12 protein-coding genes are annotated in these 13,163 nt (G+C 65.9%); 8 read left to right on the plus strand and 4 right to left on the minus strand.

Features of this window, described 5'->3' with window-relative positions; genetic code table 11:
* Nucleotides 1–18 precede the first annotated feature (18 nt).
* The 6 genes from mmsB to ACOIX3_RS17115 all read left to right on the plus strand — a co-directional run bounded on the left by mmsB (nt 19) and on the right by ACOIX3_RS17115 (nt 6,277).
* Nucleotides 19–906 (plus strand): 3-hydroxyisobutyrate dehydrogenase, encoded by an 888-nt coding sequence (mmsB, locus tag ACOIX3_RS17090; RefSeq protein ID WP_420970996.1) that lies wholly within the window; start codon nt 19–21, stop codon nt 904–906.
* 151 nt (nt 907–1,057) lie between these two features.
* Nucleotides 1,058–2,782, plus strand: coding sequence for an AMP-binding protein (locus ACOIX3_RS17095; protein ID WP_420970997.1), 1,725 nt, complete (start codon nt 1,058–1,060; stop codon nt 2,780–2,782).
* Between the two features lie 13 nt (nt 2,783–2,795).
* The gene (locus ACOIX3_RS17100; RefSeq protein ID WP_244063774.1) at nt 2,796–3,275 is read left to right on the plus strand and encodes a MaoC family dehydratase; all 480 of its coding nucleotides are present in this window, start codon (nt 2,796–2,798) and stop codon (nt 3,273–3,275) included.
* Nucleotides 3,276–3,552: 277 nt separating this feature from the next.
* Nucleotides 3,553–3,699 (plus strand): hypothetical protein, encoded by a 147-nt coding sequence (locus ACOIX3_RS17105; RefSeq protein WP_171947537.1) that lies wholly within the window; start codon nt 3,553–3,555, stop codon nt 3,697–3,699.
* 274 nt (nt 3,700–3,973) lie between these two features.
* The gene (locus tag ACOIX3_RS17110; protein ID WP_212317975.1) at nt 3,974–4,891 is read left to right on the plus strand and encodes an SDR family NAD(P)-dependent oxidoreductase; all 918 of its coding nucleotides are present in this window, start codon (nt 3,974–3,976) and stop codon (nt 4,889–4,891) included.
* Between the two features lie 210 nt (nt 4,892–5,101).
* Nucleotides 5,102–6,277 (plus strand): TIGR03862 family flavoprotein, encoded by a 1,176-nt coding sequence (locus ACOIX3_RS17115; protein ID WP_420971748.1) that lies wholly within the window; start codon nt 5,102–5,104, stop codon nt 6,275–6,277.
* A gap of 91 nt (nt 6,278–6,368) precedes the next feature.
* On the opposite strand, the gene ACOIX3_RS17120 is transcribed toward ACOIX3_RS17115, so the two are convergent.
* Nucleotides 6,369–7,586 carry an MFS transporter gene (locus ACOIX3_RS17120; protein ID WP_420970998.1) on the minus strand — a complete coding sequence of 406 codons (1,218 nt, stop codon included), beginning with the start codon at nt 7,584–7,586 and terminating at the stop codon, nt 6,369–6,371.
* Nucleotides 7,587–7,678: 92 nt separating this feature from the next.
* On the opposite strand from ACOIX3_RS17120, the gene ACOIX3_RS17125 reads away from it, so the two are divergent.
* Complete coding sequence (locus ACOIX3_RS17125; protein ID WP_420970999.1) at nt 7,679–8,581, plus strand: LysR family transcriptional regulator; 903 nt, start codon at nt 7,679–7,681, stop codon at nt 8,579–8,581.
* 103 nt (nt 8,582–8,684) lie between these two features.
* On the opposite strand, the gene ACOIX3_RS17130 is transcribed toward ACOIX3_RS17125, so the two are convergent.
* From ACOIX3_RS17130 to ACOIX3_RS17140, 3 genes are all read right to left on the minus strand, one after another.
* Complete coding sequence (locus ACOIX3_RS17130; RefSeq protein WP_420971001.1) at nt 8,685–9,764, minus strand: alanine racemase; 1,080 nt, start codon at nt 9,762–9,764, stop codon at nt 8,685–8,687.
* Between the two features lie 127 nt (nt 9,765–9,891).
* Nucleotides 9,892–11,706 (minus strand): ABC-F family ATP-binding cassette domain-containing protein, encoded by a 1,815-nt coding sequence (locus tag ACOIX3_RS17135; RefSeq protein ID WP_420971002.1) that lies wholly within the window; start codon nt 11,704–11,706, stop codon nt 9,892–9,894.
* Between the two features lie 5 nt (nt 11,707–11,711).
* Nucleotides 11,712–12,209: a YaiI/YqxD family protein gene (locus tag ACOIX3_RS17140; protein ID WP_420971003.1), complete on the minus strand. Its 498-nt coding sequence runs from the start codon at nt 12,207–12,209 to the stop codon at nt 11,712–11,714.
* 137 nt (nt 12,210–12,346) lie between these two features.
* Here ACOIX3_RS17140 and ACOIX3_RS17145 point away from each other — a divergent pair, with 137 nt between their 5' ends.
* Nucleotides 12,347–13,150: a hypothetical protein gene (locus ACOIX3_RS17145; RefSeq protein WP_420971004.1), complete on the plus strand. Its 804-nt coding sequence runs from the start codon at nt 12,347–12,349 to the stop codon at nt 13,148–13,150.
* Nucleotides 13,151–13,163 lie beyond the last annotated feature (13 nt).

Consider the following 13,163-nt stretch of genomic DNA (forward strand, 5'->3'; position numbering starts at 1 on the left):
GCAAGTGGAGGACTTCCCATGGCAAACGTCGCATTCATCGGGCTCGGCAATATGGGCGGGCCGATGGCGGCCAATCTGGTCAAGGCCGGCCACAAGGTGACCGCGTTCGATCTGGTCGCGGCATCCCGCGATCAGGCCAAGAGCGATGGCGCCGCGATCGCCGAGAGCGGCGTCGGCGCGGTGAAGGGCGCCGATGTCGTGATCACGATGCTGCCGGCCGGCAAGCATGTGCTCGGCGTCTGGAACGAGGTGCTGCCGGCGATGGCCAAGGGCACGCTGATCATCGATTGCTCGACCATCGACGTCGAGAGCGCCAAGCAGGCGCATGCGCTTGCCGCCAAGCACGGCATCGCCTCGGTCGATGCGCCGGTTTCCGGCGGCACCGGCGGCGCCAAGGGCGCGACACTGACCTTCATGTGCGGTGGTGAGACGAAAGCCTTCGCGGCGGCGCAGCCGATGCTGGCCAACATGGGCAAGAAGATCGTGCATTGTGGCGGCGGCGGTGCCGGGCAGGCGGCCAAGATCTGCAACAACATGATCCTCGGCATTTCCATGATCGCGGTCGGCGAGGCCTTCGTGCTCGCCGAAAAGCTCGGCCTGTCGCATCAGGCGCTGTTCGACGTCGCCTCGACCTCGTCGGGGCAGTGCTGGTCGCTGACCACCTATTGCCCGGTTCCCGGTCCAGTGCCGACCTCGCCGGCCAACAACGATTACAAGCCGGGTTTCGCCTCCAACCTGATGGTGAAAGACCTGACGCTGGCGCAGGACGCCGCCACTGCCGCCGGCGCGGTGACGCCGCTCGGCAAGCATGCGCAGGAGCTCTATAAGACCTTCGACGCGTCGGGCCACGGCGGGGTCGACTTTTCCGGAATTATCCAGCACGTTCGGAGCCTCGCTGGGAAATAGCGGCCTTCCACTTGTAGCCCGGATGGAGCGCAGCGAAATCCGGGACAGCTTCGTCAGTTGGCGCGACCGGCCCCGGATTACGCTGCGCTCCATCCGGGCTACGATTGAATGCCACGCTGGTCGCTAGCGTGAAATTCGACGGGTTCGGACGATGACCACATTTCAGGACGCACGCGCCTTTCTGCTCAAGCACCGCTCCGACTACGACACGGCGGTGAAGGGATTTCGCTGGCCGGATCCCGTGCCGTTCAACTGGGCGCTCGACTGGTTCGACGCTGAACTCGCACACAATGCCGACAGCCGCGACCGGCCGGCGCTGTGGATCGTCGATGCCGCCAGCAGCAACGAGACCAAGCTGTCGTTCGCCGAGCTGTCACGCCGCTCCAACCAGGTCGCGAACTTCCTGCGCGCGCAGGGGCTGAAGCGCGGCGATCATCTGCTGCTGCTGCTCGGCAATGTGGTGCCGCTGTGGGAGACCATGCTGGCGGCGATGAAGCTCGGCGTGGTCGTGATCCCCGCGACCACGTTGTTGACGGCGGACGAATTGCGTGACCGGCTGGATCGCGGCAAGGCGAAGGCGGTGGTTGCGACGCAGGATCAGGTCGCGAAGTTCGCAGGCCTCGGCGGCGAAACGCTGGTGCGCATCGTGGCCGGTGCGACGCAGACCCACGAGGGCTGGTTGCCGTTCGAGGATGCCGCCAAGGCGTCGGATGCCTTCGCGCCTGATGGCCCGACCAAGGCCGACGACCCGATGCTGCTGTATTTCACCTCGGGCACCACGGCAAAGCCGAAGCTGGTGCGGCACAGCCAGCGCAGCTATCCGGTCGGCCATCTCTCGACGATGTACTGGATCGGCCTGCAGCCCGGCGACATTCATCTCAACATCTCCTCGCCCGGCTGGGCCAAGCACGCCTGGAGCTGCTTCTTCGCGCCATGGAATGCCGGCGCGACGATCTTCATCGCCAACCAGCCGCGCTTCGAGGCCAAAGGACTGCTCTCGATCATCGGCCGCTGCGGCGTCACCACGCTGTGTGCGCCGCCGACGGTGTGGCGGATGTTCATCCAGGAGCAACTGTCGGACTTCAAGGTGAGCCTGCGTGAAGTGTGCGGCGCCGGCGAGCCGCTCAATCCTGAGATCATCGACCAGGCCAAATCGGCCTGGGGCCTCACCATCCGCGACGGCTACGGCCAGACCGAGACCACGGCGCTGGCCGGCAACTCGCCGGGGCAGAAGGTGAAGGTCGGCTCGATGGGCCGGCCGCTGCCGGGCTATCGCGTGCAGGTGACCGACAATGACGGCCATGCCGCCAAGGAGGGCGAAGTGACGCTGTTGCTCGGCGCTGAACGGCCGGCGGGCCTGATGCAGGGCTACCAGGGCGACGACGGCAGACTGATCGGCACCGGCGGCGCAATTTATCGCAGCGGCGATGTCGTGTTCACCGACGACGAGGGCTATCTGACCTTCGTCGGCCGCACCGATGATGTGTTCAAATCCTCCGACTACCGCATCTCGCCGTTCGAATTGGAGAGCGTCCTGCTCGAGCACGACGCGGTGGCGGAAGCCGCCGTGGTGCCGAGCCCGGACCCGATCCGGCTGGCGGTCCCCAAGGCCTATGTGCTGCTGGTCTCCGGCGTCGAGCGCACCCCGGAGACGGCGCTGTCGATCTTCAAGCATTTGCACACGCGGCTCGCACCGTTTAAACGCATCCGCAAGCTCGAGCTGGTTACCGAACTGCCAAAGACGATTTCTGGAAAGATCCGTCGGGTGCAGTTGCGCCGGCTCGAACATGACGATGTCAGAAGCGATGCGTTGCGCGGAACCGAGTTCCGCGAGGAAGAATTTCCGGAGCTGCAGAAGGTGCGGACCTCCGGTTAGCGGAGGTTAGCCAATGAACGAAGTCTGGAAGAAGCCGCCGGTGTCGCTGGAAACCTACCAGGGCATGGTCGGCAAGGAGATCGGCGTGTCCTCGTGGCACCTGCTGGATCAGGGCCGCATCGACACCTATGCCGACGTGATCGAGGATCACCAGTTCATCCATGTCGATCCCGAGCGTGCGAAGCAGGAGACCGCCTTCGGCACCACGATCGCCCATGGCTTCCTGACGATGTCGCTGCTGTCGATCATGTCCTACGAGGTGATGCCGGTGCTCGAGGGCACTGCGATGGGCGTTAATTACGGCTTCGACAAGCTGCGCTTCATCTCGCCGGTGCGCTCGGGCAAGCGCGTCCGCGGCCGCTTCGTGCTGGCCGAAGCCACGCTGCGCAAGCCGAAGGAACTGCTGTCGCGCACCAACGTCACGGTCGAGATCGAGGGCGAAGAGAAGCCCGCGTTGGTCGCCGACTGGCTCGGCCTGATCTATTTCAGCTAGAGCGTTTTCCAACGAAGTGGACACCGGTTCGCGTGAAGAAAACGCTCCGAACAAGAATCTAGAGCCTCCGTTCCGATTCAAGCGGAACGGGAGAGGCTCTAGCAGATAGTTGAGTAGCTCCACCTTTCCCGCAAGCGGGAGAGGTGGAGCGAGCCGGCCTCGACCCGCCTTCACGGGTTGTGCGTCGCACCGCTGATCCACATAGCGCATTGACGGCTTTGATCCCTGGTGTCCATCATGCTCCCGTTGAGGCGGTGCGGTCCCGGGAGTGGCAGCCATGGTGCAGAACATCGTCGCCGGACTTGTCGTGGTCGGTTTGATTGTGATTGGCTCGCTGAGCTACGCCCAGGAGCATCACGAGTGCTGGAGCGGGCACCTGCTCAAAAGCCTGAAACCCTGCGGATCTATGACCCCTTCCGTATAGCGCGCCCGGTGGCCGCTTGGGGTTTGGCCTGCTTGCGTCTTGGCCGGGCTTGACCCCGCGATCCATCGCTGCTCAAAAGTCTCCACCTTTTCATGCCGCTCGGGCACTCACCCTCTCCCCTTGTGGGAGAGGGTGGCGCGATCGAGCGGAGCGAGATGGAGCCGGGTGAGGGGTTTCTCTCCGCGTGCTCATCCGTGGAGAGAACCCCTCATCCGGCGCTTCGCGCCACCTTCTCCCACAAGGGGAGAAGGGAAGTCAGAGCAGGAATTACGGCATGGCAATCAGGTTTGACGGACGCGTCGCTATCGTCACCGGCGCGGGCAACGGTCTCGGGCGGGCGCATGCGCTGGGGCTCGCCAGCCGCGGCGCCAAGGTCGTGGTCAACGATTTCGGCGGCGCGCGCGACGGCACCGGCGGCTCGCTGTCGCCGGCCGAGACCGTGGTCGAGGAGATCCGCAAGGCCGGCGGCACCGCGATGGCCGACGGCGCCGACGTCTCGAACTTCGAGCAGGTCACCGCGATGGTCGAGCGCGCCACCAAGGAGTGGGGCAGCGTCGATCTGCTCTGCGCCAATGCCGGCATCCTGCGCGACAAGTCGTTCACCAAGCTCGAGGTCGCCGACTGGGCCAAGGTGCTCGACGTGCATCTCACCGGCACCTTCTATTGCTGCAAGGCGGTGTGGGCCGGCATGCGTGAGCGCAACTACGGCCGCATCGTGCTGACGACCTCGTCGTCCGGCCTGTTCGGCAATTTCGGCCAGGCCAATTACGGCGCAGCGAAGGCCGGCATGGTCGGCCTGATGAACGTGCTCGCCGAAGAGGGCCGCAAGAACAATATCAAGGTCAACACCGTCTCGCCGACGGCGGCGACCCGGATGACCGAGGAGCTGCTGCCGCCGCAGGCGCTGGCGCTGATGAAGCCGGAAGCGATCACGCCGGCGGTGGAGTTTCTGCTCTCGGAGGATGCGCCGACCCGCACCATCATGGGCGCCGGTGCCGGCTCGTTCGCGGTGATCCGCGTGCTGGAGACCGAAGGCGTCAACCTGCCGCAATCGGAATGGACGCCCGACGGCGTTGCCGCGCACTTCAACGCGATCAGCGACATGTCGACCGCGAAAGCGCTCCAGGGCGCGTTCGAGCAGACGCAGAAATACGTCGCCCAGGCCGCGGCGCGGGCCGGGATCAAGCTGTAAGCCGTCATTCCGGGGCGTCGCGCAGCGACGAGCCCAGAATCCATAACCACCATCGTGAGTATGGATTCCCCGATGCGCAATTGCGCATCTGTGGCCTGCGCCTTGCGGCGCACCCCGGAATGACACCTTCCTTTTGGCTCGATACGGGCTCAGCGCATGTCTGCCAGCCAACACAATGTCGCCGTCATCGGAGCCGGTCCCGCCGGCCTGATGGCGGCGGAAACCCTTGCGGCGGGCGGCGCACAGGTCACCGTCTACGACGCGATGCCGTCGGCCGGCCGCAAGTTCCTGATGGCCGGGCGCGGCGGGCTCAATCTCACCCATAGCGAGCCGCTGCCCGATTTCCTCGCGCGCTATCGTGAGGCGATGCAGCACCTCAAGCCAGTGGTCGAGGCGTTTCCGCCCGACGCGCTGCGCGCCTGGAGTGCGGCGCTAGGGCAGCCGACCTTCATCGGCACCAGCGGCCGCGTGTTTCCAAAAGTGTTCAAGGCATCGCCGTTGCTGCGTGCCTGGCTGCGGCGGCTCGATGCCGCGGGTGTTGCGTTTGCGTTCCGGCATCGCTGGATTGGGTGGGACGACAGCGGCGGATTGTTGTTTGCAACGCCGGATGGTCCGCGCGTGGTCAATGCCGACGCGTCGGTGCTTGCGCTCGGCGGCGCAAGCTGGCCGCGGCTTGGCTCCGACGGGACGTGGACGGTGACCGTTGCAGCGAAGGGCATCGCCGTCGCACCGATGCGGCCGGCCAATTCCGGCTTCACGGTCGCGTGGTCGGATGTCTTCCGTGATCGCTTCGAAGGGCAGCCGCTGAAGGGCATCGCATTGACGATTGGTCCGCACACGGTGCGCGGCGAGGCCGTCGTCACCCGCGCGGGCATCGAAGGTGGCGCCATCTACGCCTTGTCGGCGGAATTGCGCGAGGCGGTGCTGGGTATCGGGCAGGCGACATTGACGATCGCGCTGCGGCCGGACCTCGACGCCGCCGCGCTGACCACCCGCCTGTCCGGGACGCGCGGCAAGCAGTCGTTCGCGAATTTCCTGCGCAAGGCGGCGCAGCTCTCTCCTGTCGGCATCGGCCTGATGCAGGAGACAACGATTGCGTCTGGCCGGCCACTGGCATCGTTCTCGCCGGCAGAGCTCGCGCAGCTGATCAACGCGATTCCGGTGCAGCTCACGGGCGTCGCGCCGATCGATCGCGCGATCTCGACCGCGGGCGGGATCGCTTTCAGCGAGTTGGACGCGTATTTCATGCTGCGCAAATTGCCCGGTGTCTTCGCCGCCGGAGAGATGCTCGACTGGGAGGCTCCGACCGGCGGCTATCTGTTGCAGGCGTCGTTTGCGACCGGTCTCGCCGCCGGGAAGGGGGCGTTGCGATGGCTCAATCCGTAGGATGGGTAGAGCGAAGCGAAACCCATCATGTCTCCTCGCGGAAGAAAGTTGATGGGTTTCGCTGCGCTCTACCCATCCTACACGGTGCGACTCACTCTGAACCGGTCTTGGTCGCCAGGTCGGTGATGAACCCGAGCACGCCGAACGTGGCGGCCACCGCGCACACTGCCGTCCAGCCACCGTAACTCCACGCGGCGGACGCCGCCGCTGCACCGACCGCGCCGCCGATGAAGAACAGCGCCACGAACAGGCCGTTGATCCGGCCGCGCGCCTCCGGCTGCAACAGATTGACGGCGCGGCGGCCGAGCGTCTGGTCGGTGGTGATGCCGAAATCGAGCAGCACGGCGCCGACGCCAAGCAGCGAAAGGGCCGCGATCCGCGACTCGATCGTGCCGGCCCAGGCGCACAGCACGAGCGCGCCGGCGATGAGGAGGTGCGAGACAATCAGCAACGGCCGCGCGAAACCTCGGTCGCCCCAGCGGCCGGCGATCGGAGTTGCCGCCGCTCCTGCAACGCCGATCAGCGCGAACAGCGCGATGCCCTTGGCATCGAGCTTGAACGGCGCTTCCGGCAGCCGCAGCGCGACAGCCGCCCAGAACGCGGTGAACGATGCCATCACCAGCGCCGCGGTCCAGGAACGAACGCGCAGCACCGGCTCCTCGCGCAGCAATCTTGGGAATGAACGCAGCAGCCCGCCGTAGCTGACCTTCGCCGCAGGCTGCAGCGTCGGCAGATAGCGCGCCAGCGCGCAACCGAGCACGGTCATCAGGACAGCCGAAGTGAGGTAGTAGCCGCGCCAGTTCCAGCTGTCCGCGATCAGGCTCGCCAGCGGCCGCGACAGCAGGATGCCGATCATCAACCCGCTCATGACATCGCCGATCGCCTGTCCGCGGCGCTCCGGCGGCATCATCGAGGCGACCAGCGGCACCACCATCTGGATCGCGGCGCAGGACGCGCCGAGGATGAAGGTGGCGGCTAACAAAATCAGCGGCGTCGGCGCCATCGCGGTGCCGATCGCGGCCACGATGGCGCAGCCGAGTGTGCGCAGGATCAGCCGCTTGTTCTCGACGAGGTCGACCAGCGGCACCAGCAGCAACAGCCCGAGTGCGTAGCCGAGCAGGGTCAGCGTCGAGATCAGGCCGGCCTCCAGCGCGGTCATGTCGAGCGATCGGCCCATCAGGCCAACCAGGATCTGCGGCGCAAACAGATTGGTGACGACGGTGCCGGTCGTGATTGCGCCGATCCAGATCAGGGGACGCACGGAGACGGCGCGCGCCGGGGAGAGCTTGGTGGCTTCGGAAATCGTCATGGGACCTCGCGATGGAGTGGCGAGACCCCTTTAGGGGATCGGTGTAATATGCTACAATTCAAATAAGTTGATGAAGAATATGCGAGTTTGTTATGAACACCCATGACCTTGTGGCGTTCGTCGCCGTGGTGGAGACCGGATCGATCGTCGCGGCCTCAGCCCGGCTGAACCTGACCCAGCCCGGCGTGACACGGCGGATCCAGAATCTCGAGGAGATGCTGGGTGCGCAGCTGCTCGACCGGCTGTCGAAGCCGCTGAAGCCAACGGCTGCGGGGATCGAGGCCTATGAGCAGGGCCGTCGCGTGCTGCGCATGCTCGACGACCTCAAGTCAGGCGTCGCCAATGACGGGGTGGTGCGCGGCGAGTTCAGGCTCGGCCTGACGCCGTTTCTGTCGGAGGCCGGGCTCACCGGTCCGCTCGATGCGGTGCGCGGTGAATTCCCTTCGCTTGCGGTGCGCGTCGTCTCGGGCTGGTCACCCAACCACATGGAGCGGGTCAGCCGCAACGAGCTCGACGCCGCGGCAATCTGCCTGCCCGACGGCACCGCGCCGCCCGACGATCTCGCGGCCTCCGATCTCGGTGCGCAGCCGGTGGTGTTCGTCGTCGCGCGCGACATGAAGACGCCGAAATTCGTCGACCTCGAATGGCTGTCGCGGACCGGGTGGGTGATCAACCAGGACGGTTGCGGCTTCCGCCAGACGCTGAAGCGCCATTTCGACGCGGCGCATCTGCCGTTCACCATCGCGGTCGAGGCGCTCGACAGCGAACTGCGCCTGTCGCTGGTGGCGCGCGGTCTCGGCATCGGCCTGGTCACGCCGGTGGCGCTGAAGCGAAGTCCGATCCGCAGCCGGCTCAAGACCGTGAAGATCGCAGATTTCAATCCGGCGGTGCGCGCCTGGATCGTGCATCGTCCGCCCGCCGGCCGCCTGGCGCGGCCGATCGAGGTGTTTCGCGATGCGCTGGACAGTGAGCTGCAGGCGCTCATTCGCGGGTAGATTCGTAGGATGGGTAGAGCGAAGCGAAACCCACCGACATCGATCCGCGCGGAAGCATGATGGGTTTCGCTGCGCTCTACCCATCCTACAGATTGCGCTCAGATCAGCGCAGCTTGCCCCGCGCCGTCACCGGCAGCGCGCCGATGATCTCGTCGCCGCGCACCATCACCACCTCGTCCATCATGTTGACGACGACGCAGACGTGGTTGGGCACGACCCGCACCACGTCGCCGACATTCGGTCGCGTGTTGCTGCGGGATAGGTCGAGGAAGCCGTGCTCTTCGGCGAAGCGCGCGATCTTGGCCTCGGGATGTTCGAGGATCAGGCCGTGGCCTTCGAGGCCGCCGGTGTCCGAGGTCAGCGTCTTCGAGCCGGCATCGAGGATGCCGCGCTCGGGGCCGGCGCGGCTGACCACGGTGGAATAGATGTGCAGCGCGCAATCGTCCCAGCCGGCGACGCCGGCTGCGACCTGCATGCGGTCGTTGTAGATATAGGTGCCGAAGCGGTGCTCGGTGCCGCCCTTCAATTTGCCGAGATTGACGAGGTTCGGCGTGCCGCCGGTCGAGACGATGGTCGCATCGAGGCCGTGGGCGCGTACGCCGGCCAGCGCCTCGTCGTAGAATTTCTGCGCGTCCGCCCAGCCGGTCTCGGTCGGGTACAGCATGAAGCCGGCGAAGCTCAGGCCCTTCGAGGCTGCGATCTCGCGCGCCAGCGCGATTGCCTCGGCCGGGGTCTCGACGCCGGCGCGCTTGCGCCCGGTGTCGCATTCGACCACGACCGAGAGCGGACGCTCCGAGGCGGCTGCCGCCTTCGGCAGATCGCCGATCACGACGGAATTATCCGCCGCGACGGTGACGTTGGCCTTGCCTTGCAGGGCGCCGAGCCGCGCCATCTTCTCGTCGCCGAGCAGATTGTAGCTGATCAGGATGTCGTCGATGCCGCTATCGGCCATGATCTCGGCCTCGCCGAGCTTCTGGCAGGTGATGCCCTTGGCGCCCGCCTTGATCTGCAGCTGCGCCAGCATCGGATTCTTGTGCGTTTTGATGTGCGGCCGGTTGGCGACACCGGCCTCGTCGCAGGCCTTCTGGATGCGGGCGATGTTGCGCTCGACCCGGTCCATGTCGATCACGGCGCAGGGCGTGCCGTATTCCTTGGCGATCTTGGCGGCGAGGGGCGTGGTCATCGGGTCAACTCCGGTTCAGCATTTCCGTCATTGCGAGGAGCGCAGCGACGAAGCAATCCATCTCTCCGCAAATGTGGGGAGATGGATTGCTTCGCTTCGCTCGCAATGACGTCAAGAATTATCGGGTTCATGCCTGCTCGATCTCTTCGCGGAGCACCTCTAACTCGAGCCAGCGGTCCTCGGCGGCGGCGAGCTCGTCCTGCGCCTTGGCGATCGCGGCCGAGGCGGCGTCGAATTTTTTGCGATCCTTCGCGTAGAGGTCGGGATCGTCGAGCAGCTTCTGCTGCTTTGCGATCTCGGCGCGCAACTTGTCGATCGTCTTCGGCAGCGTCTCCAGCGCGTGCTTCTCGTTGAAGCTGAGCCGGCGCCTGGGTGCCGCTTCGGACGCGGCGGCCCTGGCTTCCTTCTTTTCCTCGATCGCGGCGTCCGCCTTCACCGTCTCGCGCTTCACGTCGGCGCCACGCTGCGCCAGCATGTCGGAATAGCCGCCGGCATATTCGATCCAGCGCCCCTGGCCTTCGGGCACGATCACCGACGTCACCACGCGGTCGAGGAAGTCGCGGTCGTGGCTGATCAGGATCACCGTGCCGTCGTAATCGCCGAGCATGTCCTCGAGCACGTCGAGGGTTTCGAGATCGAGGTCGTTGGTCGGCTCGTCCAGGATCAAAAGGTTCGACGGCTTGGCCAGCGCGCGCGCCAGCATCAGGCGGCCGCGCTCGCCGCCGGAGAGGGCCTCCAGCGGGGTGCCACGCTGCTCCTGCGCGAACAGGAAGTCCTTCATGTAGCCGATGACGTGCTTCGACTTGTCGCCGACCATGACGTGATCGCCGCGGCCGCCGGTGAGTGCTTCGGCCAAGGTCAGCTTCGGATCGAGGCTTTCACGATGCTGGTCCAGCGTCGCCATCTCGATATTGGCCCCGAGCCGCACCGAGCCGGAGTCGGGCGGATCGTTGCCGATCAAGAGATGCACGAGTGTGGTCTTGCCGGCGCCGTTCGGGCCGACGATGCCGACGCGGTCGCCGCGCTGGATCCGGGTCGAGAAGGTATCGACGATCTTACGCTCGCCATACGCCTTCACGATGCTCTTGGCCTCGATCACGAGGCGGCCGGATTTCTCGGCCTCGGCGGCGGCGAGCGTGGCATTGCCGGTGGCGCCGCGGTAGTCGCGGCGCTGGTCGCGCAGCGCAAAGAGATTGCCGAGCCGCTTGACGTTGCGCTTGCGGCGGCCGGACACGCCGTAGCGCAGCCAGTGCTCCTCGTTGACGATCTTGCGGTCGAGCTTGTGCTGCTCGCGTTCTTCCTCCGCCAGCACCTCGTCGCGCCAGGCCTCGAAGGCGCCGAAGCCGCGCTCGATCTGCCGGATCTGGCCGCGGTCGAGCCAGGCGGTGGTGCGCGACAGGTTGGTGAGGAAGCGGCGGTCGTGGCTGATCAGGACCAGCGCGCAACGGCGGCTCTCCAATTCGCCTTCGAGCCATTCGATGGTCGGCAAATCGAGATGGTTGGTCGGCTCGTCCAGCAGCAGGATGTCGGGCGAGGGCGCCAGCACGCGTGCCAGCGCCGCGCGGCGCGCCTCACCGCCGGAGACGTGCGCCGGATCTTCCTCGCCGCTGAGGCCGAGCTGTTCGAGCAGATAGCGCGCCTGGTAATGGTCGTCGCCGGGACCAAGGCCCGCCTCGACATAGGCCAGTGTCGTCTTGTGGTCGCCGAAATCCGGCTCCTGCGGCAGATAGCGGATGGTGGCGCCGGGCTGCACGAAACGGCTGCCCGCATCAGGCTCGACCAGGCCGGCCGCGATGCGCAGCAAGGTCGACTTGCCGGAGCCGTTGCGGCCGATCAGGCAGACGCGTTCGCCCGCGGAGACCGACAGCTCGACGCCTGACAGTAGCGGCGTGCCGCCAAAAGTCAGGCGGATGTCCTTGAGCTGGATGAGCGGTGGGGCCATCGCGGCTAATTCCCGTTTGCCGGCGCCTGCTCGGCGCGGCGGCGCTGGATGCGGCGGATGGTCTGGTCGAGCATCGACAGGAAATTCGAGCGGTCGCGCGGTGAGTATGATTTCGGCCCGCCGGTGATCTCACCCGACGAGCGCAGATCGGTCATCAGATTGCGCACCGCGAGCGTCATGCCGATCGATTGTTCGGTGAACGGCTTGCCGTTCGGCGCGATCACCTCGGCGCCGGCCTTGACGCAGCGGCTCGCCAGCGGAATGTCCGCTGTGATCACGACGTCGCCCTCATGCGCGCGTTCCGCGATCCAGTCGTCGGCGGCATCCATGCCGGAACCGGCGGCGATGCGCTCGATCAGGGGATCCTGCGGCACGCGGATGAAATTGCCTGCGACCACGCTGACGGGCACGCCGAGTCGGATCGCGACGCGGTAGATTTCGTCCTTCACCGGGCAGGCGTCGGCGTCGACATAGATGCGGGTTTGGACAGGGGTTTCAGTCATCGATCCGGTGGTTGGCAGGCGCGGCCTGCGTGTACTCCATGGTGCGGAAAATTGCGAGCAAAACGAGAGGCTTGCCATGCCTTTTCGTTCGATTACCATTGTCACCAGAAAAACAACGGAAATAAGGGAAAACCCCCATGAACTCGCAGACCGGATCGCAGGCCTACCGCGTCTCGGCGTACAACACCTCGAAACTGTCGGAGAACAAGATCCACGACGACACGGTGGCGCGGAAGTTCGGCTTTTCCGGCGGACTCGTCCCCGGCGTCGATGTGATGGCCTACATGATGCACCTGCCGGTCGAAAAGTGGGGCCGCGATTTCCTGGAACGTGGCCTGATCGAGGCGCGCTTCGTGAAGCCGGTCTATGACGGCGAGATCGCCGAATTGACCGGCCGGGAGACCGGCAATGGGCTCACCATTGAGCTCACCAGCCGCGGCGAGCTTTGCGCCACCGGGACCGCGTCGCTGCCGGCTTCAGTGCCGAAACTTGTGCTCGACGATTACAAGCAGGTCGCGGCCGTCGCCGAACGCAAGCCGGTCAGCGCCTCATCCTATGAAGAGGGCAAGTGGCTCGGCACCATCCCGCGCGATTGGTCCGGCGACGCCGCGACGGAATATCTCGCCGATATCCGCGAGACCGACCCGATTTATTTGCGCGAAGGTCTCGGCCATCCCGGCCTGCTGCCGCGGGTGATGAACAAGGTCCTGGTCGACAATGCGATCCTAGGGCCGTGGATCCATGTCGGCACCCGCATGCAATTGCTGTCGGCGGGCAAGATCGGCGACGAGCTGACCGCGCGCGCCAAGGTGACCGGCAATTACGACAAGAAGGGCCATCGCTTCGTCGAGCTCGACGCGCTGGTGCTCGGCAACGGCGTGCCGCTCGCGCATTGCCACCACATCGCCATCACCCAGCCGCGCGAGCAGGCCGCGGCGTAGGGGGCTCCGTCAT

Source organism: Bradyrhizobium sp. B120 (genome assembly GCF_049075665.1).
In the GTDB taxonomy this organism is placed as follows: domain Bacteria; phylum Pseudomonadota; class Alphaproteobacteria; order Rhizobiales; family Xanthobacteraceae; genus Bradyrhizobium.

Coding starts and splice junctions, on each gene's coding strand:
- mmsB (WP_420970996.1), top strand. CDS start 19: ATGGCAAACGTCGCATTCATCGGGCTCGGCAATATGGGCGGGCCGATG.
- ACOIX3_RS17095 (WP_420970997.1), top strand. CDS start 1,058: ATGACCACATTTCAGGACGCACGCGCCTTTCTGCTCAAGCACCGCTCC.
- ACOIX3_RS17100 (WP_244063774.1), top strand. CDS start 2,796: ATGAACGAAGTCTGGAAGAAGCCGCCGGTGTCGCTGGAAACCTACCAG.
- ACOIX3_RS17105 (WP_171947537.1), top strand. CDS start 3,553: ATGGTGCAGAACATCGTCGCCGGACTTGTCGTGGTCGGTTTGATTGTG.
- ACOIX3_RS17110 (WP_212317975.1), top strand. CDS start 3,974: ATGGCAATCAGGTTTGACGGACGCGTCGCTATCGTCACCGGCGCGGGC.
- ACOIX3_RS17115 (WP_420971748.1), top strand. CDS start 5,102: ATGGCGGCGGAAACCCTTGCGGCGGGCGGCGCACAGGTCACCGTCTAC.
- ACOIX3_RS17120 (WP_420970998.1), bottom strand. CDS start 7,586: ATGACGATTTCCGAAGCCACCAAGCTCTCCCCGGCGCGCGCCGTCTCC.
- ACOIX3_RS17125 (WP_420970999.1), top strand. CDS start 7,679: ATGAACACCCATGACCTTGTGGCGTTCGTCGCCGTGGTGGAGACCGGA.
- ACOIX3_RS17130 (WP_420971001.1), bottom strand. CDS start 9,764: ATGACCACGCCCCTCGCCGCCAAGATCGCCAAGGAATACGGCACGCCC.
- ACOIX3_RS17135 (WP_420971002.1), bottom strand. CDS start 11,706: ATGGCCCCACCGCTCATCCAGCTCAAGGACATCCGCCTGACTTTTGGC.
- ACOIX3_RS17140 (WP_420971003.1), bottom strand. CDS start 12,209: ATGACTGAAACCCCTGTCCAAACCCGCATCTATGTCGACGCCGACGCC.
- ACOIX3_RS17145 (WP_420971004.1), top strand. CDS start 12,347: ATGAACTCGCAGACCGGATCGCAGGCCTACCGCGTCTCGGCGTACAAC.